21 protein-coding genes are annotated in these 21,671 nt (G+C 68.7%); 19 read left to right on the top strand and 2 right to left on the bottom strand.

Translation table 11 applies throughout. The annotated features are described in order from the left end of the window. Positions 1-82: 82 nt before the first annotated feature. A complete protein-coding gene (locus VSO01S_RS03165) occupies positions 83-1,681 on the bottom strand; it encodes an MFS transporter (RefSeq protein ID WP_068640338.1) in 1,599 nt (532 codons plus the stop codon). A 218-nt stretch (positions 1,682-1,899) separates the two neighbouring features. On the opposite strand from VSO01S_RS03165, the gene VSO01S_RS03160 reads away from it, so the two are divergent. The 10 genes from VSO01S_RS03160 (at position 1,900) to dhaK (ending at position 11,513) form a co-directional block, all read left to right on the top strand. Beyond that, complete coding sequence (locus VSO01S_RS03160) at positions 1,900-2,955, top strand: CAP domain-containing protein (RefSeq protein ID WP_218002312.1); 1,056 nt, start codon at positions 1,900-1,902, stop codon at positions 2,953-2,955. Between the two features lie 140 nt (positions 2,956-3,095). Then, positions 3,096-4,133, top strand: coding sequence for a LacI family DNA-binding transcriptional regulator (locus tag VSO01S_RS03155; protein WP_068640336.1), 1,038 nt, complete (start codon positions 3,096-3,098; stop codon positions 4,131-4,133). Between the two features lie 82 nt (positions 4,134-4,215). Next, positions 4,216-5,541 (top strand): ABC transporter substrate-binding protein, encoded by a 1,326-nt coding sequence (locus VSO01S_RS03150; protein ID WP_153305118.1) that lies wholly within the window; start codon positions 4,216-4,218, stop codon positions 5,539-5,541. A gap of 11 nt (positions 5,542-5,552) precedes the next feature. Next, complete coding sequence (locus tag VSO01S_RS03145; protein WP_245684092.1) at positions 5,553-6,530, top strand: carbohydrate ABC transporter permease; 978 nt, start codon at positions 5,553-5,555, stop codon at positions 6,528-6,530. Between the two features lie 16 nt (positions 6,531-6,546). Next, entirely contained in the window at positions 6,547-7,506 is a 960-nt protein-coding gene (locus VSO01S_RS03140; protein WP_068640334.1) for a carbohydrate ABC transporter permease, read from the top strand. Further along, positions 7,503-7,703, top strand: a complete 201-nt coding sequence (locus tag VSO01S_RS03135) for a hypothetical protein (RefSeq protein WP_068640333.1) — start codon at positions 7,503-7,505, stop codon at positions 7,701-7,703. Before VSO01S_RS03140 ends, VSO01S_RS03135 begins: the two co-directional genes overlap by 4 nt. A 4-nt stretch (positions 7,704-7,707) precedes the next feature. Continuing rightward, entirely contained in the window at positions 7,708-8,820 is a 1,113-nt protein-coding gene (locus VSO01S_RS03130; RefSeq protein ID WP_068640332.1) for an ABC transporter ATP-binding protein, read from the top strand. Continuing rightward, the gene (locus VSO01S_RS03125) at positions 8,813-9,850 is read left to right on the top strand and encodes an ABC transporter ATP-binding protein (protein WP_068640331.1); all 1,038 of its coding nucleotides are present in this window, start codon (positions 8,813-8,815) and stop codon (positions 9,848-9,850) included. Before VSO01S_RS03130 ends, VSO01S_RS03125 begins: the two co-directional genes overlap by 8 nt. A 22-nt stretch (positions 9,851-9,872) precedes the next feature. Next, positions 9,873-10,505 (top strand): dihydroxyacetone kinase subunit DhaL, encoded by a 633-nt coding sequence (gene dhaL / locus VSO01S_RS03120; protein WP_068640330.1) that lies wholly within the window; start codon positions 9,873-9,875, stop codon positions 10,503-10,505. Between the two features lie 18 nt (positions 10,506-10,523). After that, the gene (gene dhaK, locus VSO01S_RS03115; protein ID WP_068640329.1) at positions 10,524-11,513 is read left to right on the top strand and encodes a dihydroxyacetone kinase subunit DhaK; all 990 of its coding nucleotides are present in this window, start codon (positions 10,524-10,526) and stop codon (positions 11,511-11,513) included. Between the two features lie 18 nt (positions 11,514-11,531). Here the strand turns inward: dhaK and VSO01S_RS03110 are convergent, their stop codons facing one another. Then, entirely contained in the window at positions 11,532-12,449 is a 918-nt protein-coding gene (locus VSO01S_RS03110) for a LysR family transcriptional regulator (RefSeq protein ID WP_068640328.1), read from the bottom strand. A 172-nt stretch (positions 12,450-12,621) separates the two neighbouring features. On the opposite strand from VSO01S_RS03110, the gene VSO01S_RS03105 reads away from it, so the two are divergent. From VSO01S_RS03105 to VSO01S_RS03065, 9 genes are all read left to right on the top strand, one after another. Further along, positions 12,622-13,275: a hydrolase gene (locus tag VSO01S_RS03105; protein WP_068640327.1), complete on the top strand. Its 654-nt coding sequence runs from the start codon at positions 12,622-12,624 to the stop codon at positions 13,273-13,275. Between the two features lie 40 nt (positions 13,276-13,315). After that, the gene (locus VSO01S_RS03100; protein ID WP_068640326.1) at positions 13,316-13,621 is read left to right on the top strand and encodes a DUF1427 family protein; all 306 of its coding nucleotides are present in this window, start codon (positions 13,316-13,318) and stop codon (positions 13,619-13,621) included. A 116-nt stretch (positions 13,622-13,737) separates the two neighbouring features. Continuing rightward, complete coding sequence (locus tag VSO01S_RS03095; protein WP_068640355.1) at positions 13,738-15,630, top strand: amidohydrolase; 1,893 nt, start codon at positions 13,738-13,740, stop codon at positions 15,628-15,630. A gap of 21 nt (positions 15,631-15,651) precedes the next feature. Beyond that, positions 15,652-16,050, top strand: coding sequence for a DoxX family protein (locus VSO01S_RS03090; protein ID WP_068640325.1), 399 nt, complete (start codon positions 15,652-15,654; stop codon positions 16,048-16,050). Next, positions 16,047-17,642: an MFS transporter gene (locus tag VSO01S_RS03085; RefSeq protein ID WP_068640324.1), complete on the top strand. Its 1,596-nt coding sequence runs from the start codon at positions 16,047-16,049 to the stop codon at positions 17,640-17,642. The genes VSO01S_RS03090 and VSO01S_RS03085 overlap by 4 nt, the downstream gene beginning before the upstream one ends. Before the next feature lie 274 nt (positions 17,643-17,916). Next, entirely contained in the window at positions 17,917-18,567 is a 651-nt protein-coding gene (locus VSO01S_RS03080; protein WP_068640323.1) for a thermostable hemolysin, read from the top strand. Next, positions 18,564-20,054, top strand: a complete 1,491-nt coding sequence (locus VSO01S_RS03075; protein WP_245684091.1) for an AMP-binding protein — start codon at positions 18,564-18,566, stop codon at positions 20,052-20,054. Before VSO01S_RS03080 ends, VSO01S_RS03075 begins: the two co-directional genes overlap by 4 nt. Further along, positions 20,051-20,731, top strand: a complete 681-nt coding sequence (locus tag VSO01S_RS03070; RefSeq protein WP_068640322.1) for an iron-containing redox enzyme family protein — start codon at positions 20,051-20,053, stop codon at positions 20,729-20,731. Before VSO01S_RS03075 ends, VSO01S_RS03070 begins: the two co-directional genes overlap by 4 nt. Continuing rightward, positions 20,728-21,609 carry an SDR family oxidoreductase gene (locus VSO01S_RS03065; protein WP_084241647.1) on the top strand — a complete coding sequence of 294 codons (882 nt, stop codon included), beginning with the start codon at positions 20,728-20,730 and terminating at the stop codon, positions 21,607-21,609. Before VSO01S_RS03070 ends, VSO01S_RS03065 begins: the two co-directional genes overlap by 4 nt. Positions 21,610-21,671: the final 62 nt, after the last annotated feature.

The raw sequence follows: 21,671 nt of genomic DNA, 5'->3' as shown, positions 1-21,671 counted from the left end.
CAGTGTCGTCGTCATCGGTGGGACAGTCAATTTAGGAGCCGCGCATGACGGTTCGGTGACGCCGCGCGGGGCGCGTCGCACGCTACGGCGCCAGTTCGGCCTGGATCTCTTCCAGCCGGCGCCCGCGCGTCTCGACCCCGCTGCGCACGAGCAGGGCGGCCGCCATCGCCATCGGGACGGCAATGGCAACCGCCGACAGCGACAGGTGGCCGAACATCCCCAGCACCCCGAGGCCCGCGCCGAGGATGCCGCCGGCCTTCGAGCTGGCGGCGATGACGCCGGAGCCGGTGCCGCGCAGGCGCACCGGATAGATCTCGGCCGCATACGGAATGAGCATGGCGATCACGCCGCTGGAGCTGAACAGCAGCAGGCCGGTGGCGGCCACCACGGCCGCCGGCGAGGCCACCTGCAGCGTGCCGAGCGCCGCGAACAGCAGCAGCGCGCCGGCCGTGAGCGCGACGAAGAGCACCAGCGCCTTCACGCTGCTCCAGCGGTGGTACAGCCAGATGACCAGCGCCGTGCCCGGCAGCGCCAGCAGGGCAGAGCGCGCGAGCAGGGCATTGGCCGCCGCCGGGGCCATGCCCATCGCGCCGAGGTTGGTCGGCAGCCACAGCAGGAAGCCGAAATTCACCAGGCCCCAGGCCAGCCCCGCGACGATCAGGCCCCAGGTGATGCGGGCGTGCGGGCCGCGCAGGAGGGTGCCCAGTTCGGCGGGCGGTGCTTCGGGTTCGGCCACCACCGCATCGCTGGCCGCAGCGCCCGCCGCATCGCGGCCGGAAAAGCGGGCCAGCACGGTGCGCGCCGCGTCGAACAAACCCGCATTCGCCAAAAAGCGCGGCGACTCCGGGATGTAGCGCCCGAGCAGGATGATCAGCAGGCCCGTCGGCAAGCCCAGCAGCCACAGCGCGCGCCAGCTGAACAGCGGCACCAGCAGGTCGGCCGCGCCGGCGGCCATCAGGTAGCCGGCCGAGGTGCCCACGCCGCCCAGCGCCACCAGCAGCCAGCCGCGGTGCGCGGCCGGCACCGTCTCGGCCATGAGCGTGAAGGCGATGGGCAGCAGGCCCCCGGCGGAGGCGCCCATCAGGAAGCACATCGCCAGGTTCCAGCCGAAGGCGGGCATGGCGCCGCAGATGGCGGTGCCGATGAACATCAGCGCCGACAGCAGGATGGCCGAGCGCCGCCCGAACACATCCGCGAGCCGCCCCCAGACGATGGAGCCCACCGTGGTGCCGGTGAGCGCCACCAGCGCCAGCACCCCGGCGGTTTCCTTGCTGATGCCGTATTCGCGCGTCATGCCCGGCATGACGAAGCCCAGGGTGGCGGGCTTGAGCACGTCCACCGCCAGCGCGACGACCAGTACCACCACCAGCTTCCAGTGCTCGCGGTTGAGCGCAACGCCGTCGGCCAGGTGGAACTGCAGGTGCGGCTGCGCGGGGTGCAGGCTGCGCCGCAGCTGCGCGATGCGCGGCAGCAGGCCATAGGCCGCCAGCAGCACGCCCAGCGGGATCAGCGCCATGCCCACGAGCATGGGCGCGTCCATCGCCATGCCCACCATCTCATAGCCCGTGTGGCGGCCCATGAGGAACATGGGCGCATGCGCGAGCACGCCGCCGATGATGGCGCAGCAGCCGATCCAGAAGGCCAGGGGATGGTGCAGGGAGAAGTCGCGGGAGGAGGACAAGGCGGGTGGGTCGCTGAAAAAAAGACAGGCGCGATCCTAGCGTTGAAGAAGAAGGCGCACGCCGCTTGCCGGCCTGGTCCGACCCCGGGGCCCGGGGCGGCCATGGAATATTTGACCCTGCCCCAGCCTGCAGTCACTGCATCGCACCGCCCCTCATGACATCCGCCCGCCGATCCCCAGCACGACGTCATCTCCCGGCCTATGCGCTGTGCCTTGCCATGGTCGCGGGCTGCGGCGGGGGAGGGGGTGGCGGCAACGGCAACGGGAGCCCGCCGCCCGACAGCCCTTCGACCGTCCAGGACGCAGCCGATTCGACCCTGGTGACCAGCGTGCCGGCACCCACCTACGCCGCGGGTTCGGAAGAACTCAAGGCCTTCAGCCTGCTCAACGCAGAGCGGGCACGCTGCGGCTTCGGTCTGCTCAGGCAGAGCACGGCGCTGGACCAGGCGGCCCGCGGCCACGCCTTCTACCAGCTCTACAACAACATCTCGGGCCACTTCCAGTCGGCGACCGACCCGCACTTCACGGGCACCAACCCTGGCACGCGCGCCGAGGCCGCCGGCTACAACTACTCGGAGGTCCAGGAAAACATCATCGACTTCCGCAGCACAACCAACCTGGCCAACTACGGGCCGAAATCCGTGCGAGGCCTGCTGAGTGCGCCTTATCACGCGTTGTCGATGCTGCGCGGCATGCTCGATGTCGGCATCTCGGTGATGAATTCGGACGCCACCGGCACCACCGCCACCCATGGCCCCCGCATCATCGGGCAGTTCGACGCCGGCGTGATGCAAGGGTCGGCGACACAGAAGCCTGGCAGCGCGGTGGTGCTCACTTATCCCTGCGAAGGCAGCACGGATGTGAAGTACGAGCTGCGCGGCGAGTCGCCCAATCCCGTCCCCGGTCGCGACCTGAACACCAATCCCGTGGGCCAGGGCGTGATGGTGATGGTGCGCGAGGGCCAGATCCTGAACGTGACCTCCGCCGCCATGGTCAGGACCTCGGACGGCACCCCGGTGGCCCTGCGGCCCGTGATGACCCAGGCCAACGACCCGAACGGCCGCATCGGATCCAACGAGGCGGTGGTCCTGCCGGACGCGCCGCTGCTTGCTGGCACCCAGTACACGGTGACCCTGTCGGTGACCAACCAGACGGCCACGGGTCCCCGGCAAGGGCCGCTGACCAGCACCGGCACGAATCCGATGATCACAAGCAACAGCACCGGCGCGGTGAGCCTGAAGCCCTTCACTTTCACAACCGCAGGTGCGTCCTGAGCCGAGTCCGACCAAGCGACAGGGCCCGCGCAATGCGGGCTTTTTTTTTGCCTGGCGCAGGTCCGGCCCGATGCTCCAAAACCCTGATTGATTTAATTATTGATGCCAATACGATCAAGCACATCAAATCCGCATCAAGCATGTCCGCCGCACCCACCATCGCCGACATCGCCCGCACCGCGGGGGTGGGCACGGCCACGGTGGATCGGGTGCTCAATCGTCGCCCGGGGGTGAACGCCGAAACGGTCCAGAAAGTCCTGCAGGCTGTCGAGGAGTTGGGGGCGCCGCAGCAGCAGCCCGGCCGCCCGCGCAAGAGCGCCAACGCCCGCTTTGCCTACGTGCTGCCGGCCGAGGAGACGCCTTTCTTCGAGCTGGTGGAGCGCCAGATCGCCCAGTCCGCCAGCGACTTCCGGCATGCCCACATCACCGAGGTCACGCATCGCATCGACGCGGCCGACCCGGCGCGTTTCGCCGAGCAGCTGGCCGAGGTGGCCGACTGCGACGGCGTGGCGCTGCTCGCGCCCGACCTGCCGCCCATCAAGCGCGCGGTGAACGAGCTGGTGCGCGCCGGCGTGCACGTGGTCACCCTGTTTTCCGACGTGGCCGGCTGCATGCGCGAGACCTACATCGGCGCCGACAACCGCGCCGCCGGCCGCACGGCCGGGCTGCTGCTGGGCCGCATGGCCGGCCAGCAGAAGCGCCGCGACGTGCTGCTGCTGTCGTCGCAGGCCACGCGGCTGTCCTCCGAGATCGAGCGGCGCATCGGCTTCGCGCAGGTGCTGGAAGAACGCTTTCCCGAACTCACCATGCTGCGCACCGCCGACCTGCCGGCCGACGACGACGGTGCCTGCGAGGCCCTCCTGCAAATACTCAAGAGCGAGATCGAGCCCGAGCGCGTGGCGGGCATCTACAACGTGGGCTCCGGCAGCGCCGGCGTCGCGCGCGCGCTGGCGCAGGCGGGCCTCACGGCCAAGGCCGGCGTGGTGGCGCACGACTTCACCGACGCCCATGCCTCGCTGCTGGGCGCCAACCATCTTTCCTATGTGCTGCACCAGGACATCCACTACTGCGTGCAGACGGCGGGCCGCGTGCTGCGCGCCCTTTGCGAGAACGTGCGCGGCGCGCTCAACGTGGTGCAGCCGCGAATCGAGATCCTGACGGCCGAGAACCTTCACTGAGGAACACCAAGGCGCGGCTGCCCGGTAAGTGCCTGAACCCGAAACTTTTTGGAGACTTCAAATGAATCTGCTCCCGAAAAAGATGTTGCCGGGGATGGTCGCCCTGGCCGCCGTCACTGCCATGGGCCTGGCCAGCACCGCGGTGCGCGCGCAGGACAAGACCATCACGCTGTGCTGGGCCGCCTGGGACCCGGCCAATGCGCTGGTCGAGCTGTCGAAGGACTTCACCGCCAAGACCGGCGTGAAGATGAAGTTCGAGTTCGTCCCCTGGACCAACTTCGCCGACCGCATGCTCAACGAGCTCAACTCCAAGGGCAAGCTGTGCGACCTGATCATCGGCGACAGCCAGTGGATCGGCGGCGCGGCGGAGCAGGGCCATTACGTCAAGCTCAACGACTTCTTCGCCAAGGAAGGCATCAAGATGACCGACTTCGCGCCGGCCACCGTGGTGGGCTATGCGCAGTGGCCGAAGAACAGCCCCAACTACTGGGCGCTGCCCGCCATGGCCGACGCCGTGGGCTGGACTTACCGCAAGGACTGGTTCGCCAGGCCCGAGCTGCAGGCCGATTTCAAGAAGCTGCACAACCGCGACCTGGCGCCCCCCAAGACCTGGGCCGAGTTCAAGCAGGTGTCGGAGTTCTTCCAGGGCAAGACCATCGACGGCAAGAAGGTCTACGGCGCCTACATCTTCACCGAGCGCGGCTCCGAGGGCATCACCATGGGCGTGACCAACGTGCTCTATCCCTTCGGCTTCAAGTACGAGGACCCGAAGAAGCCCTATGCCATGGACGGCTTCGTCAATTCGCCCGACGCGGTGCGCGGCCTGGAGTTCTACAAGGCGCTGTATAAGGGCAGCACCCCGCCGGGCCTGACCAACGCCTACATGAGCGAGGGCCTGGACGCCTTCAAGTCGGGCCAGGTGGCGATGATGATGAACTGGTTCGCCTTCTTCCCGGGCCTGTACAAGGACCCGAACGTGGGCGGCGACAAGATCGGCTTCTTCACCAACCCTTCGGACAAGACCCGCGGCGTGCAGCTGGGCGGGCAGGGCATCTCGGTGGTGTCGTACTCGGCCAACCGCAACGAGTCGCTGCAGTACATCAAGTGGTTCGCCAGCCCCGATGTGCAGAAGAAGTGGCAGGCCATCGGCGGCTCGTCGGCCGCCAAGGCGGTGCTGGACGATCCGGCCTACCCGAAGAGCTCGCCCTTTGCCCAGGCCTTCCTCGACTCCATGGGCATGGTGGTGGACTTCTGGGCCGAACCCTCGTACGCGCAGCTGCTACTGGCCATGCAAAAGCGCGCGCATGACTACGTGGTGGCCGACAAGGGCACCGCCAAGGAAGCGCTGGACGCCCTCGTGGTCGACTGGCGCAAGGTCTTCAAGGACGACGGCAAGACCTCCAAGTAAGCGAGAATGCCGTGAGCGCCATCCGCCCGCCCATCATGAAAGGCCCGCCCGCGCTCGCCACCCGCGCGGTGCATGCCACGCCGCCCGGCGTTGCGCTGCGCCTGCGCGGGCTGTCGGACAAGGCGCTCGCCTGGCTCTTCGTGGGGCCGACGATGGTGCTGCTCCTGGCCATCAACATCTTCCCGCTGGTGTGGACGATCAAGCTGTCGTTCACCAACTACCGGGCCAACCGGCCCAACGCCAACGTGATCGATGTGGGCATCGACAACTACGTGTCGGTGCTCACCGATCCGGACATCTGGGCGGCCATGCAGGCCACCGCGCATTTCCTGTTCTGGACCATCACGCTGCAAACGCTGATCGGCTTCACGCTGGCCTACCTGATCGACCGCAAGTTCCGCGGCCACGGCTTCTGGACCACGGTGATCCTCATTCCGATGATGCTGTCGCCGGCGGTGGTGGGCAACTTCTGGGCCTTTCTCTACCAGCCGCAGACGGGCCTCTTCAACTACGCCGTGGCCTTCCTCACCGGCGTGCCGCCTTCTTCCTTCGAGATGATCGGCTCGGTGAAGCTCGCGCCGTGGGCGATCATCATCGTGGACACCTGGATGTGGACGCCCTACGTCATGCTGATCTGCCTGGCGGGGCTGCGCTCCATTCCCGACTACATCTATGAAGCCGCGGAGGTCGACCGCGCATCGCCCTGGCGGCAGTTCTGGTCGATCACGCTGCCGATGGTGCTGCCTTTCATCATGCTGGCCGTGCTGTTCCGCGGCATCGAGAACTTCAAGATGTTCGACATGGTCAACCTGCTCACCTCGGGCGGGCCGGGCTCGGCCACCGAGCTGGCGTCGATCACGCTCAAGCGCGAGGCCTTCGAGAAGTGGCGCACGGGCTATTCGTCGGCGTTCGCGATCATCCTTTTCGTGGCGGTGTTCGGCCTGGCGAACATCTACGTGAAGGCCCTCAACCACGTGAAGAGTCGCTGAAAGAGGAGGGCCCCGCATGACCAGCCAAGGCATCAGCACGGCACATTCGGTGGTCGAGCCGCGCGCCGGCACGCGCTGGTTCGCGGGCACGGTGGTCGTGCTCTATGCGCTGCTCACGATGATTCCGCTGGTGTGGATCATCCTCACCGGCTTCAAGACGCCGCCGGATTCCATCAGCTATCCGCCCAAGATCCTGTTCACGCCCTCGCCGCAGGGCTACTGCAACCTCTTCAGCACGCGCTCGCGCCAGACGCCCGAGTACATTGCCGCGCTGCCGCCGGCCACCGAGACCTGCGACAAGGTGGCGCGCGCCGACAACATGGTGATTGCGGGGCCCTCGAACTACGTGCCGCGCTTCATCAACTCGCTGATCATCGCCTTCGGCTCGACCGTTCTCTCGGTGGGCTTCGGCGTGATGGCGGCCTATGCCTTCTCGCGCTTCAAGGTGCCGCTGAAGGACGACCTGCTGTTCTTCATCCTCTCCACGCGGATGATGCCGCCCATCGCGGTGGCCATTCCGATTTACCTCATGTACCGCGAGCTGGGCCTGTCGGACACGCGGCTGGGCATGATCCTGCTGTACAGCGCGGTGAACGTGTCGCTGGCGGTGTGGCTGCTCAAGGGCTTCATCGACGAGATCCCGCGCGAGTACGAGGAGGCGGCCATGGTCGACGGCTACACGCGCCTGCAGGCCTTTCGCAAGGTGGTGCTGCCGCAGGCCACCACCGGCATCGTGGCCACGTCCATCTTCTGCCTGATCTTCGCGTGGAACGAATACGCCTTCGCGGTGCTGCTCACCTCGGGCACGGCGCAGACGGCGCCGCCCTTCATCCCGATCATCATCGGCGAGGGCGGGCAGGACTGGCCGGCGGTGGCCGCGGGCACGACGCTGTTCCTCATTCCCATCCTGGTGTTCACCGTGCTGCTGCGCAAGCACCTGCTGCGCGGCATCACCTTCGGAGCGGTGCGCAAATGAACCCGTCCCCCGGTACCCCAAGACGCTGGCCGCGCTGGCTGCGGCGCGGCCCCATGGAGATGGTGGCCTGCGCGGTGATTGCCGCGGGCCTGCTGATGATGCTGCAGCCGCTGGCCATGGTGCTGTTCACCTGGTCCTTCCTGACCACGCTCGCAGGCACCGCGCTCTTCATGATCGTGTCGAAGTTCCCGGAGTAACGAGATGGCAGAAATCAGGGTCCACCATCTGCACAAGGCCTTCGCGGACTTCACCGCCGTCAAGGACTCCAGCTTCGCGGTGCGCGACGGCGAATTCTTCTGCCTGCTGGGGCCTTCGGGCTGCGGCAAGACCACCACGCTGCGCATGATCGCCGGGCTGGAGCTGCCCACTTCGGGCCAGATCTTCCTGGCCGACGAGGACGTGAGCTTCAAGCGCGCGTCGGAGCGCGACATCGCCTTCGTGTTCCAGATGTTCGCGCTCTATCCGCACATGAACGTGCGCCGCAACATTGCCTTTCCGCTGGTGACGCAGGGCATGTCCCGGGACGAGATCGCGCGCCAGGTCGAGTCGGCGGCGCGCACGCTGCGCATCGGCCACTTGCTGGACAAGCCGGTGTCGCAGCTCTCCAGCGGCGACCGCCAGCGCGTGGCGCTGGGCCGAGCCATCGTGCGCCAGCCGAAGGCCTTTTTGATGGACGAGCCGCTGGGCGCCCTGGATGCCGAGTTCCGCGAGCTGATGTGCCGCGAGCTGCGCGCCTTGCACGACCGCATCGGCGCCACGACGGTGTACGTGACGCACGACCAGATGGAGGCCATGGCCATGGCCGACGTCATCGCCATCATGAACGAGGGCGTGATCGAGCAGCTGGGCGCGCCGCGCGAGGTGTACGAATGCCCCGCCAGCGTGTTCGTGGCCGACTTCATCGGCGCGCCGGCGATGAACTTCCTGCCCTTCGAGGCGGCCTTGGTACAAGGCGAGGAGGCCATCCAGATCGGCCCCGCGAGCCTGGGCGTGCCGCGCCTTCACGAAGACGTGTCGGCCCGGGCGCTGCTGGCCGGGGTGCGGCCCGAGCATGTGCGCTTTGCCGACGATTCGGCACTGCGCGCCGAGGTGCTGGGCACCGAGTACCTGGGCACCCGCACCGTGGTGACGCTGGCCACCGCGCAGGGGGCCACCATCCGCGCCAAGGTCGACGCGGCCACGCCGGCGCGGCGCGGCGACCATGTGGGGCTGGCCTTCGATGCGCAGGCCGTTTCGCTCTTCGACGCCGCGAGCGGCCGCGCCCTGAACACTGCCCGCAACGAGGCCATGCGCACGGGAGCACGCCATGGCTGAGCTGCGCCTGACAGGCATCGGCAAGCGCTTCGGCGCCGTGCAGGCGGTGGCCGACCTGCACCTGGACATGCCCAGCGGCGAGTTCTTCGTGCTGCTGGGGCCCAGCGGCGCGGGCAAGACGACCACCCTGCGTCTGGTCGCCGGGCTGGAGCAGCCCGATGCCGGCCATGTCTACATCGGCGGGCACGACGTCACCACGCTGGCGCCGGCACTGCGCGACGTGGCTTTCGTGTTCCAGCAGTACTCGCTCTATCCGCACCTGAGCGTGTACGACAACCTCGCGTTTCCGCTGCGTTCGCCGCTGCGGCCCATGCCGGAGGCGCAGATCCGCGCCAAGGTGACGGAGGTGGCGCGCCTGCTACGCATCGAGGACAAGCTGAAGAACGCCGCCACGCGCCTGTCGGGCGGGCAGATGCAGCGCGTGGCCATCGGCCGGGCCCTGGTGCGCGACCCGCAGCTCTACCTGATGGACGAGCCGCTGTCGTCGCTCGATGCCAAGCTGCGCAACGACCTGCGGCTGGAGCTCAAGCGCATCCAGCAGGACCTGGGCGCGACCATGCTCTACGTGACGCACGACCAGATCGAGGCGATGACCATGGCCAGCCGCATCGGCGTGCTCGAAGGCGGGCGGCTGGTGCAGGTGGGCACGCCGCGCGAGATCTACGAGAACCCGAGCACCAGCCAGGTTGCGACGCGGCTGGGGTCGCCGCGCATCAATCTCTTCGCGCGCTCGCTGGTGCCGGCGGTGAATGCGCCGGGCGAGGCGGTGACGGTGGGTGTGCGCGCCGAACACCTGCGCATCCACCGCCAGTCTGCCAACGACGCGCACCGCGCCGCCCGTGTGCGCCGCATCGAGCGCCTGAGCGACCTGCACCTGGTGCACGTGGCGCCGGAAGGCAGCGACCAGGAATGGATCGTCTCCGCACCCGGCGGCGAGAGCTTTGCGCCCGACGACGCGGTGCGCATCGAGCTGCTGCGGCCGCTCTGGTTCGATGCCGCCGGGCATCGTGTGGGTGCCACCCCCGCCTGACCCCAACCTCCGGGAGACTCAATTGAAACCCAGCACCACCGACCTGATCCGCAGCGCCACCCAGACGCTGATCGACCACGTGGACGAGCTCACCGCCCTGGACCAGGCCATCGGCGACGGCGACCACGGCCTGAACATGCGGCGCGGCGCGCTCGCCATCCAGGGCAAGCTGGGCGAGATCGCCGGCCAGTCGCTCAATGGGGCGCTGCGCACGATGGGCATGACCTGCATGTCGACCATCGGCGGCTCGTCGGGCCCGGTGTTCGGCACGCTGCTCGTCACGCTGGGCAAGGAGCTGCCCGACCCGCCCGATGCGGCGGGCCTGGCCCGCTCGCTCGACGCCGCCATCCAGGCGCTCACCCGGCTGGGCAAGGCGCAGGTGGGCCAGAAGACGCTGCTGGACGTGCTGGACCCGGTGCAGAAGCTGTTGGCCGCCGGCGGCGACGACCTGGTGGAGCGCGTGCGCGCCTGCGCCTTGGCCGCGGCCGATGCCACCGCCGCGCTGGATGCCATCAAGGGCCGCGCCTCCTTCCTCGGCGACCGGGCGCTGGGCCATGTGGACCCGGGTTCGCGTTCGATGGCATTGATCATCGGCGCGATCTGTGAAAGCCTTGCTGCCCCCGCGAGCGCCGCCAAGTCTTCCCTTTCTGCCTGATCCGCCAGGCCACGCATCATGAAGAAGCTCATCAACGACGTCGAAACCATGCTGTCCGAATCGCTGGACGGCTTCACCACGGCGCATGCCGACATCGTGGCGCTGGGGGAGGGCAGCCAGTTCGTGCGGCGCCGCACGCCCAAGCCGGGCAAGGTGGCGCTGATCTCGGGCGGCGGCTCGGGCCACGAGCCGTTGCATACCGGCTTCGTCGGCCACGGCATGCTGGACGCGGCCTGCCCGGGCCAGGTCTTCACCTCGCCCACGCCCGACCAGATGCTGGCCGCCGCACAGTCGGTGGACACCGGCGCCGGCGTGCTCTTCATCGTGAAGAACTACTCCGGCGACATGATGAACTTCCAGATGGCCGCAGAGATGCTCGACTGCGACAACGAGACGGTGGTGGTGAACGACGACGTGGCGGTGGAGAACTCCACCTACACCACCGGCCGCCGCGGCGTGGCCGGCACGCTGGTGGTGGAGAAGGTGCTGGGCGCCGCCGCCGAGCGCGGCCAGTCGCTGCGCCAGCTCAAGCAGCTGGGCGACGCGGTGAACAAGGCCACTGCCTCGATGGGCGTTGCGCTCACCTCCTGCACCGTGCCGGCGGCCGGCAAGCCCACCTTCCAGATCGGCGCGGACGAAATGGAGATGGGCGTGGGCATTCACGGCGAGCCGGGCCGGCGCCGCATCAAGCTGGCCAGCGCCGACGACATCGCGCATGAACTGACGGGCGCCATCCTGAAGGACCTGTCGCTCAAGGCCGGGCAGCAGGTGCTGCTGCTGGTCAACGGATTCGGCGGCACGCCCATGCTGGAGCTCTACCTCATGGTCAACGCCGTGCACAAGGTGCTGGCCGGCCACCAGGTGAAGGTGGCGCGACACCTCACCGGCTCTTACGTCACGTCGCTGGAAATGGCGGGCTGCTCGGTGACGGTCAGTGCGCTCGACGAGGCGCAGCTGGCCTTGTGGGATGCGCCCGTCCATACCGCGGCGCTGCGCTGGGGCATGTGAAGCGGCCGGCCCCCGCCTTCAGGGCATCCAGAAGGTGCGCGGCAGCAGCGCCGGCACCAGCGAGCGGTTGAGGCGCTCGCGCCACCAGCGCAGCGCCTGGCCCTGCGCGCCGGTCTTCCATGCCAGCCAGAAGGATTCGGGCGGGCGCGGCTCCTCGGTGGGCAACTCCACCAGCAGGCCGCGCTCCAGCGCCAGGGCCACGCAGCTGCGCGGCAGAAAGCCGTGCCCCAGGCCCGCCACCTGGCAGGCGATCTTGGCCGTCATGGTCGGCACGGCAATGCGCGGCTGCCCGGCCAGCAGGCCCACCGTGCGGTCCGACAGGGTGCGGGCGCTGTCGCCCACCACGACGGCGTTGAATTCCATCAGGTCGCCGCGCCGCAAGGGCCGGCCCAGGCGCGTCAGCGGGTGGGCGGGCGCCACGCAGAAGGCGAAGTCGATGCTGCCCACCGACACCGCCTGGTAGCCGCCGCCCGCCGGGCCTTCGCCGGCCGCGATGACGATGTCGGCACGCCCTTCGCGCAGCGCCTCCCAGGTGCCGGTGAGGGCCTCGGTGCCCACGCGCAGGCGGGTGCCGCAGCGCAGGTCCTCGAAGGCGCGGATGTCTCCGATGAGCGTTTCGGTGGGAATGACCGAGTCATGCACCAGCCGCAGTTCCGACTCGTAGCCGGTGGCGATCTGGCGCAGGCGCGACTCCAGGTCGCCGGCGGCGCCCAGCAGCCAGCGGCCTTCGCGCAGCATCTCTTCGCCCGCGGCCGTGAGGCTGACCCGGGGGCCGTTGCGCTCGAACAGGGGCAGGCCCAGCTGCTCTTCCAGCTTGGCCACGGCATAGGAGATGGTGGAGGGCACCTTGTTCAGCCGCGACGCGGCCGCCGCAAAGGAGCCGTGGCGTGCAATGGCGTCGACGACTTCGATGGCTTCGAGGGTGAGCTTGAGCATGGGGCGTCTTCGGGAATGTTCGAAGATTTCGATGATAGGGGGCGAAAACTTTCGTCAAATCGGCCGGGCCAGGTGCCGATGATCGCGTCACTGCCAAGGAATTCGAATCCGAAAGCAGATCGTGAATTCAATTGAATTCTGACCCATTTCAACAGACCATCAGGAGCCTCACATGACCGTCAAAGCCACCCCCGCACCCGGCGCCACGCTGCTCTCGCCCAACGACCACACGCTGGTGATGATCGACTTCCAGTCGCAGATGGCCTTTGCCACGCATTCCATTGACGCCGTGACCCTGCGCAACAACGCGGCGCTGGTGGCCCAGGCGGCGGCCGGCTTCAAGGTGTCCACCATCCTGACCACCGTGGCCGAGAAGAGCTTCTCCGGCCCCATGTTCAGCGAGATCGGCGAGGCCTTCCCCGGCAAGGCCATGCTCGACCGCACCTCGATGAACACCTGGGAAGACGCGGCCGTCATCGAGGAGGTGAACCGCATCGGCAAGCCGCGTATCGTGCTGGCGGGCCTGTGGACCAGCGTGTGCATCGTCGGCCCGGCGCTGTCGGCGCTGGACCAGGGCTTCGAGGTCTACGTGATTGCCGACGCCTGCGGCGACGTCTCCGCCGAAGCGCACAACCGCGCCATGGAGCGCATGGTGCAGGCCGGCGCACGCCCCATGACCTCGCTGCAATACCTGCTGGAGCTGCAGCGCGACTGGGCGCGCGGCGATACCTACGAGCTCACCACCGGCATCGCGAAGAAGGTGGGCGGCGCCTACGGGCTGGGCATCACCTACGCCAAGACCATGTTCGGCGCGCACGAAGGCTGAACCGCACGCAGCGCGCATGCCAACACGCACGACACAGGCCATGAAAACCTACCTTGTCTCCCTCGCGCTGGGCCTGCTGGTCGGCGTGATCTACGCGCTGTTCCAGGTGCGCTCGCCGGCGCCGCCGGTGATCGCGCTGGTGGGGCTCCTGGGCATCCTGCTGGGCGAGCAGATTCCGCCGCTGGTCAAGCAGGCCTTCGACCACCGCCAGGCGGCGGTCTCGGGCACATGGCTGCGCGACCAGGTCAAGCCGCACATGTTCGGCGAGCTGCCCAAGTGCGCACAGCCCGGCGCCGCGGTGAAGACAGCCGATGCGGGGGCGCCTTCGCGGGGCGATCGCGCATGACCAACACCACCACCCACGCGCCCGACGCGGGCCGGCGCCGTATCCTCGGCGCGGCCGGCGCCACCACCCTGGCGGCCTCCGGCCTCATCCCGTCCCCATCCTGGAGCCAACAGCGCATGAAGAACGACGCCCAGACCCCAGACCTGATCCTTCACAACGGCCGCTTCACCACATTGGACCGCGCCAACCCCCAAGCCGACGCGGTGGCCATCCGCGAAGGCCGCTTCACCCACGTGGGCCGCAGCCGGGACATCGTGCGGCTGGCCGGGCGCGCCACCCGCGTGATCGACCTGCAGGGCAAGCGCGTGCTGCCCGGCCTCATCGACACCCACCTGCACATCATCCGCGGCGGCCTGAACTACAACATGGAGCTGCGCTGGGACGGCGTGAAGAGCCTGGCCGACGCCATGGCCATGCTGCGCAAGCAGGTGGCCATCACCCCCGCGCCGCAGTGGGTGCGCGTGGTGGGCGGCTTCACCGAGCACCAGTTCGCCGAGAAGCGCCTGCCCACGCTGGAAGAAATCAACGCGGTGGCGCCGGATACGCCCGTGTTCCTGCTGCACCTGTACGACCGCGCGCTGCTCAACGGCGCAGCATTGCGCGCCGTGGGCTACACCAAGGACACGCCGGCGCCCCCGGGCGGCGAAATCGTGCGCGACAGCGCCGGCAACCCCACGGGGCTGCTGCTGGCCAAGCCCAACGCGGCCATCCTGTATGCCACGCTGGCCAAGGGCCCCAAGCTGCCGCTGGAATACCAGCTCAATTCCACGCGCCACTTCATGCGCGAGCTCAACCGCCTGGGCCTGACCAGCGCCATCGACGCGGGCGGGGGCTTCCAGAACCACCCCGAGGACTACCAGGTCATCCAGCAGCTGGCCGATGCGAACCAGCTGACCATCCGCCTGGCCTACAACCTGTTCACGCAAAAGCCCAAGCAGGAGAAGGAAGACTTCCTGAACTGGACCGCCACGTCGAAGTACAAGCAGGGCACCGACTACTTCCGCCACAACGGCGCGGGCGAGATGCTGGTGTTCTCCGCGGCCGACTTCGAGGACTTCCGCCAGCCCCGCCCCGACATGCCCGCCGAGATGGAGGGCGACCTGGAAGGCGTGGTGCGCGTGCTGGCACAGAACCGCTGGCCGTGGCGCATGCATGCCACCTACGACCAGACCATCACGCGCGCGCTGGACGTGTTCGAGAAGGTCAACAAGGACACGCCGCTGGCCGGCCTGAACTGGTTCTTCGACCATGCCGAGACCATCTCCGACCAGTCCATCGACCGCATCGCCGCGCTGGGCGGCGGGGTGGCGGTGCAGCACCGCATGGCCTACCAGGGCGAGTACTTCGTGGAGCGCTACGGCGCGGCGGCCGCCGAGGCCACGCCGCCGGTCAAGCGCATGCTCGAGCGCGGGCTGAAGGTTTCGGCCGGCACCGACGCGACGCGGGTGGCCAGCTACAACCCATGGGTGTCGCTGTCGTGGCTGGTCACGGGCAAGACGGTGGGCGGGCTGCAGATCACGCCCCAGCGCAACCTGCTCGACCGCGAACAGGCGCTGCGCCTCTGGACCGAGAAGGGCACCTGGTTTTCCAACGAAGACGGCAAGAAGGGTCAGATTGCGGTGGGCCAGTTTGCCGACCTGATGGTGCCCGACCGCGACTACTTCGCCTGCCCGGAATCGGAGATCACCGACATCACCTCGCTGCTCACCATGGTGGGCGGCAAGGTGGTGTGGGGCGCGGGGCCCTTTGCGAAGAACGACGAAGGTTCGGTGCCGCCGGCCATGCCCGACTGGTCGCCGGTGCGGCGCTTCGGCGGCTACGGCGCCTGGGGCGAGAAAGAAGGCAAGCCGCTGCAGAACGCGGTGCGCAAGGCAGCCCTGTCCTGTGGCTGCGCCAACAACTGCAACCTGCACGGCCACCAGCATGCCAGCGCGTGGGGCAGCCAGGCGCCGGTGTCGGACCTGAAGAGCTTCTGGGGCGCGCTGGGCTGCGCCTGCTGGGCCGTCTGACGCGAAAGAAAAAGGAACAAGATGCGTTGGACGACTTCCCCCGCCATCCGCTGGATCGCCTTGCTGCTGCTGTGCGCGGCCTACCTGCAGGGCGGCCTGCAGAAAGCCTTCGACTTTCCGGGGGCCATGGCCGAGATGAACCACTTCGGCCTGTCGCCCGCGGCACCCCTGGCCGTGGCGGTGATCGTGCTGGAGCTGGGCGCCGCGGCGCTCATCCTCACGGGCCGGCTGCGCTGGCTCGGTGCCCTGGCCCTGGGCGGCTTCACGCTCATGGCCACCTTCGTGGCGCTGCGCTTCTGGGAGATGCCCGCTGGACATGAGCGCTTCATGGCCGCCAACTCCTTCTTCGAGCATCTCGGGCTGGTCGGCGGCTTCCTGCTGGTCGCCTGGCATGACCTGAAGGAAGGCGCCAATCAATGACTGAAACCACCACCACAAAAAGCACGCCCGCGCCGGGCGCATTCGCCCCGCTGCGCCAGACCGTCTTCGCCGTGCTGTGGACCGCCACTGTGCTGGGCAACATCGGCAGCTTCATGCGCGACGTGGCCAGCTCGTGGCTGGTGACCGACCTGTCGGCCAGCCCGACCGCGGTGGCGCTGATCCAGACCGCCGCCACGCTGCCGGTGTTTTTGCTGGCCATTCCGGCCGGCGTGCTGTCGGACATCCTGGACCGGCGGCGCTTCCTGATCTTCGTGCAGATCCTGCTGGCGGCCGTCAGTGCCACCTTGCTGGTGCTGTCGCAATCGGGCGCGCTCACGGTGCCTTACCTGATCGCGCTGACCTTCGTGGGCGGCGTGGGTGCGGCGCTGATGGGGCCGACCTGGCAGGCCATCGTGCCCGAACTGGTGCCGCGCGCCGACCTGAAGGGCGCGGTGGCGCTGAATTCGCTGGGCATCAACATCGCGCGGGCCATCGGGCCGGCCGCCGGCGGCCTCATCCTCGCCAGCTTCGGCGCGGCCGCCACCTACGGCCTGGACGTGCTGAGCTATGTGTTCGTCATCGCGGCGCTGCTGTGGTGGAAGCGGCCCGAGACGGCAGACAGCGCGCTCGCGGAAAGCTTCTTCGGCGCCTTCCGCGCCGGCCTGCGCTACGCCCGCGCCAGCCGCGAGCTGCATGTGGTGCTGCTGCGCGCTGCCGTGTTCTTCGCCTTTGCCAGCGCGGTGTGGGCGCTGCTGCCGCTGGTGGCGCGCCAGATGCTGGGCGGCGATGCCAGCTTTTACGGCGTGCTGCTGGGCGCGGTGGGGGCAGGGGCCATCGGCGGCGCCCTGGTGATGCCGCGGCTGCGCGCCAAGCTGGATGCCGACGGCATGCTGCTGCTGGCCGCGCTGCTCACCGCCGCGGTGATGGGCGTGCTGGTGCTGGCGCCGCCCAAGCCGGTGGCGGTGGCCTTGCTGCTGCTGCTGGGGCTGGGCTGGATCATTGCGCTGACCACGCTCAATAGCGTGGCGCAATCCATCCTGCCCAACTGGGTGCGCGGCCGGGGCCTGGCGGTCTACCTGACGGTCTTCAACGGCGCGATGGCGGCCGGCAGCCTGGGCTGGGGCCTGGTGGCGCAGGCCATCGGCGTGCCGGCCACGCTGGTGGTGGGCGCGGCGGGGCTGGCGCTGGCCGGCTTCGTGTTCCACCGCGTGAAGCTGCCCGCGGGCGAGGCCGACCTGCAGCCCTCCAACCACTGGCCCGAGCCGCTGCTGGCCGAGCCGGTGGCGCACGACCGCGGGCCGGTGATGGTGCAGGTGGAATACCGCATCCGCAAGGAAGACCGGCCGGCCTTCATCGAGGTGATGAAGCGCCTGTCGCACGAGCGCCGCCGCGACGGCGCCTACGCCTGGGGCCTGCAGGAGCACTCGCAGGACGGCGAGCGCATCGTCGAGTGGTTCCTGGTGGAATCGTGGGCCGAGCACATGCGCCAGCACCACCGGGTGTCGCATGCCGATGCGGACCTGCAGAACGAGGCGATCCGCTACCACCAGGGGGCACAGCGGCCGCAGGTGCATCACTTCCTGTCGCTCTGATCCGTCTAGTTGGGGCTGATGCGCCTGCGAGCGCGGGCGCTGTTGTCGATGGGCTGGGCCGCGAGCATGAAGATGCCCAGCGGCGAACGCCAGCGGGATGCAGGGGAGGGATCCTCGTTCATGGCTTCATCCGGTTTGCCGAACCCATCGCGTCACCGTCACTTGGCGGGGGAACTGCGCATGGCCTCGCGGTCCCTTAATCTGCCCTTAATGCCCGCAACGGAGCATTGCTCATCGACAAGCCGCGCATGTGCGTGGCTTGCGGATGAAACGCATGCTCAAGTCCCTTTCGTTTCGCGACCCCGAACCCTTGTCGCCCTCGCACAACCGCCTGGATGCAGGCCGGCTCGTGCTGCATCTGCCAGGCGATCCGCATCGCGCTCCGGTCGAGCGCTATATCCGAGAAATCTATGCGCGCCGCTATGGCGCACGGGTGCCCGCCTTCGCACCCATGCTCCTGGCCCTGCAGCACGGCGATGACCTGCTCGCGGCCGCAGGCTATCGCCTCGCCAAAGCCGGCCCGCTGTTTCTGGAGGCCTACCTCGATCGGCCCGTCGAAGCGCTGATCAGTGCGCAGACCGGCAAGGTGGTCGGCCGCGAAGGCATCGTGGAAGTGGGGCATCTTGCAACGAAGCGCGGCGGCGAGGGCCGCCGGCTCATCCAGTTCCTCGGCCCCTACCTGGTGGCCGAAGGCTTCCAGTGGGTGGTGGGAACGGTGACGCAGGAACTGCGAGCCATGCTTGTTCGCCTGGGCGTGGCCCCCCTGACGCTGGGGCCGGCCGATCCCTCGTCTCTGGGCGGCGAGGCAAGGCACTGGGGCACGTACTACGAGCATGGTCCGGTGGTGCTGGCCATTCATCTGAGACGGGCGCTGCGCCAGTACCTGGCGCGCCATGCCCGGGCGGCGGCGGGAGATCGCTGGTGAACGCGCGGCCGTCCCTGGACGCAGTCGCCCTCGACGACGGCCAGCAGCACTGGACCTTCGGGGAGGTGGAGGCGCACGTGGCGGCATTTGCCCAGCGCCTGCAAGAGCAGGGCAGCCGGGTGCTCGCAACGCTGCTGGACAACTCGCCCGCCTGGGTGGTGGCGGATGCCGCCGCCCAGCGCGCACGCGTGATCCATGTGCCGCTGCCGGCCTTCTTCACGCCCGAGCAGATCAAGCACGCCATGGCTGCGTCGGGCGCCGACACGCTGCTCGCCTTGCCGCAGCTGGCTGCGCGATGGCCACAGGCACCGTCCGTCTCGTGCGAACTGGCGGGGCAGGGCCTGGCCATGCTGCGCCTGCCGGGGCGCGCCCCACCCATGCCAGAAGGCACGGTCAAGATCACCTTCACATCGGGGACGACCGGTGCGCCCAAGGGCGTATGCCTGACGGCAGCCGCAATGGAGCGCGTGGCGGACGGCCTGGTGGAGGCGATGGCGCCGCTGGACATCCGCCGCCACCTGTGCGCGCTGCCTTTTGCCGTGCTGCTGGAAAACGTCGCGGGCCTGATGGCACCGCTGCGGCGCGGCGCGACATGCATCACCCTGCCATTGCAATCCCTCGGGCTGACCGGGTCCTCGGCCTTCGACCCGGCGCGCTTCCACGAGGCCGTGGTGCAGCAGCAGCCCCACAGCCTGATCCTCCTGCCGCAGATGCTGCGTGCCTGGGCCGCCTGGCTCGCGCAGTCCGGCCGCCGTGCGCCGTCGTCCCTGAAGCTGGTGGCGGTGGGTGGCGCCGCCGTCGGCGCACGCCTGCTGCAGTCGGCGCGCGCACTGGGCATCCCGGCCTTCGAGGGCTATGGCCTGTCGGAAGGCGCGTCGGTGCAGACGCTCAATCTGCCGCACGGCGATCGGGCCGGCAGCGCCGGCCGGGCCTTGCCCCATGCAAGCGTGCGCATTGCGCCGGATGGTGAAATCGAAGTGGCCGGCAGCCTGTTCGCCGGCTACCTGGGCGACACCGCGCCTGTACCGCCGTGGTGGCCCACGGGCGATCTCGGTCACCTCGATGCGGATGGCTTCCTGCATGTCGACGGCCGCAAGAAGAACCTGTTGATCACCGCCTTTGGCCGCAACGTGTCGCCCGAGTGGGTGGAGACGGCGCTGCGTGGCGAGAACGCCATCGCGCAAGCGGTGGTGTTCGGCGATGCGCAACCCGCCCTGAGCGCGGTGCTGTGGCCGGTGCGCGATGAACTGGGCGACGGTGCGCTGCAGTCCGCGGTCGACGCCGCCAATGCGCAACTGCCCGACTACGCGCAGGTGCGCCGCTGGTGCCGCGCGCATGCCGCCTTCACGCCGCAAGCGGGCATGGCCACGGCCAACGGACGGCCCCAGCGCGCAGCCATCCTCCGGCTCCACGCGGCGGCACTCGGTCTGTGCGGCACAGGCGGCCTGGACGCTTCCTCCAACCCGACGAAATCGGAGTCTTCATGAGCTTTCATGACCGCCTGGTCGCACAGACCGCCAACGAGCGGGCTGGCCTGCTGAGCACCCCCATCATCCAGGACTGCCTGCGCGCAGAGGTCTCGTTGCCGAGCTACCTGGCCTTTCTGCGAGAGGCCTATCACCACGTGCGCCACACCGTGCCGCTGATGCGGGCATGCAAGCAGGCGCTGCCCGAGCGCAACCGCTGGCTCGACGGGCCGCTGGAAGAATACGCCGAGGAAGAGCAGGGACACGACGAGTGGATCCTGGATGACATTCGCGCCTGCGGCGGCAATGCCGATGCCGTGCGCAACGGTGCACCCGGCCATGCCACCGAGGTGATGGTGGCCTATGCGTACGACACCATCCACCGGCGCAACCCGGTCGGCTTCTTCGGCATGGTGCATGTGCTGGAAGGCACCAGCGTTTCCCTTGCCTTGATGGCTGCCGACCAGATCCAGAAAGCGCTGGGCCTGCCCGACGCGGCATTCAGCTACCTGCGCTCGCATGGCACCCTGGACCGCGAGCACACGGCGCACTTCGAGCTGCTGATGAACCAGGTGCAGGACCCGGGCGACCAGGAAGCCATCGTGCACGCCGCGCGCGCCTTCTATCGCCTCTACGGGGAGGTCTTCCGCAGTCTTCCGGCTCCGACGGAGGGCATCGCGGCCGGAGCCGGCGCATGAGAGTCTCGCAAAGCAGGGTTCTCCTGACAGGTGCCAGCGGCGGCATCGGCGCCGCGGCCGCCTCGCACCTGTTGAAGGCCGGAGCCTGCGTGATGCTTGCGGGGCGCTCGCCTGCCAAACTGTCGGCCCAGGCGCGCGCACTCGTGCGCGACCTGGGCGTGGAGCGCGCTCGCGTGGAGTGGTATGCGGCCGACCTCACCCGGGTCGCGAGCCTGGGCCCCCTGGCCGACGTCGCCGCGCAATGGCAGTGCAACGTCCTGGTGCACGGCGCCGGTACGCCGGGCTTCGGACGGCTCGAATCCTTCGACACGATGTCGATGGCCAAGGTGCTGCACCTGAACCTGTTCGTGCCGATGCTGCTCACGCAGGCCATGCTCCCGCACCTTCGGCAGCAGCCGCAGGCACGGATCGTCTTCATCGGCTCGGCGGTCGGCCGCCTGGGGCTTCCGGGCTTCAGCGTCTACAGCGCAAGCAAGTTCGGCCTGCGCGGTTTCGCGGAGTCCATGCGGCGGGAACTGGGCGACACCCGCATCCGGGTGCAGTACCTCGCTCCGCGCGGCACCCGCACGGACTTCAACAGCGAACAGGTCGAGCGCTACAACGACGCGACGGGGGCGCGCATGGACTCGGCCGACACCGTGGCCAGGGCGCTCGTCCAGCTGATCGAAAGCGGGGCGGCCGAGCGCTTCCTCGGCTTTCCGGAAAAGCTGGCAGTTCTCATCAACGGCCTGGCGCCCGCCTGGCTCGACGGCGCGTTCGCCAAGCACCGAAGCAGCCTCGAGCCCTTGAGCCAACCCCCCAAACCGGTCCTCGAATGGTCCGAAGAGTCGCTGGGATCCATTGTCGATTCCCACTCGCTCCTCAAACGCACCCTTTGAGTCCCACCCACTGAACTCGACACGACCTTGGAGGAACGCATCATGCGCAATCGACAACCAGC

The sequence above is a fragment of the Variovorax soli NBRC 106424 genome (assembly GCF_001591385.1).
Lineage (GTDB): Bacteria > Pseudomonadota > Gammaproteobacteria > Burkholderiales > Burkholderiaceae_C > Variovorax > Variovorax soli.
Note: the sequence above shows the minus strand (reverse complement) of the source record. Positions and strands in the feature narration are given on the sequence as shown.

Coding starts and splice junctions, on each gene's coding strand:
- VSO01S_RS03095 (WP_068640355.1), top strand. CDS start 13,738: ATGAAGAACGACGCCCAGACCCCAGACCTGATCCTTCACAACGGCCGC.
- VSO01S_RS03080 (WP_068640323.1), top strand. CDS start 17,917: ATGCTCAAGTCCCTTTCGTTTCGCGACCCCGAACCCTTGTCGCCCTCG.
- VSO01S_RS03065 (WP_084241647.1), top strand. CDS start 20,728: ATGAGAGTCTCGCAAAGCAGGGTTCTCCTGACAGGTGCCAGCGGCGGC.
- dhaK (WP_068640329.1), top strand. CDS start 10,524: ATGAAGAAGCTCATCAACGACGTCGAAACCATGCTGTCCGAATCGCTG.
- VSO01S_RS03100 (WP_068640326.1), top strand. CDS start 13,316: ATGAAAACCTACCTTGTCTCCCTCGCGCTGGGCCTGCTGGTCGGCGTG.
- VSO01S_RS03155 (WP_068640336.1), top strand. CDS start 3,096: ATGTCCGCCGCACCCACCATCGCCGACATCGCCCGCACCGCGGGGGTG.
- VSO01S_RS03150 (WP_153305118.1), top strand. CDS start 4,216: ATGTTGCCGGGGATGGTCGCCCTGGCCGCCGTCACTGCCATGGGCCTG.
- VSO01S_RS03135 (WP_068640333.1), top strand. CDS start 7,503: ATGAACCCGTCCCCCGGTACCCCAAGACGCTGGCCGCGCTGGCTGCGG.
- VSO01S_RS03110 (WP_068640328.1), bottom strand. CDS start 12,449: ATGCTCAAGCTCACCCTCGAAGCCATCGAAGTCGTCGACGCCATTGCA.
- VSO01S_RS03160 (WP_218002312.1), top strand. CDS start 1,900: ATGGTCGCGGGCTGCGGCGGGGGAGGGGGTGGCGGCAACGGCAACGGG.
- VSO01S_RS03125 (WP_068640331.1), top strand. CDS start 8,813: ATGGCTGAGCTGCGCCTGACAGGCATCGGCAAGCGCTTCGGCGCCGTG.
- VSO01S_RS03130 (WP_068640332.1), top strand. CDS start 7,708: ATGGCAGAAATCAGGGTCCACCATCTGCACAAGGCCTTCGCGGACTTC.
- VSO01S_RS03105 (WP_068640327.1), top strand. CDS start 12,622: ATGACCGTCAAAGCCACCCCCGCACCCGGCGCCACGCTGCTCTCGCCC.
- VSO01S_RS03085 (WP_068640324.1), top strand. CDS start 16,047: ATGACTGAAACCACCACCACAAAAAGCACGCCCGCGCCGGGCGCATTC.
- VSO01S_RS03140 (WP_068640334.1), top strand. CDS start 6,547: ATGACCAGCCAAGGCATCAGCACGGCACATTCGGTGGTCGAGCCGCGC.
- VSO01S_RS03090 (WP_068640325.1), top strand. CDS start 15,652: ATGCGTTGGACGACTTCCCCCGCCATCCGCTGGATCGCCTTGCTGCTG.
- VSO01S_RS03070 (WP_068640322.1), top strand. CDS start 20,051: ATGAGCTTTCATGACCGCCTGGTCGCACAGACCGCCAACGAGCGGGCT.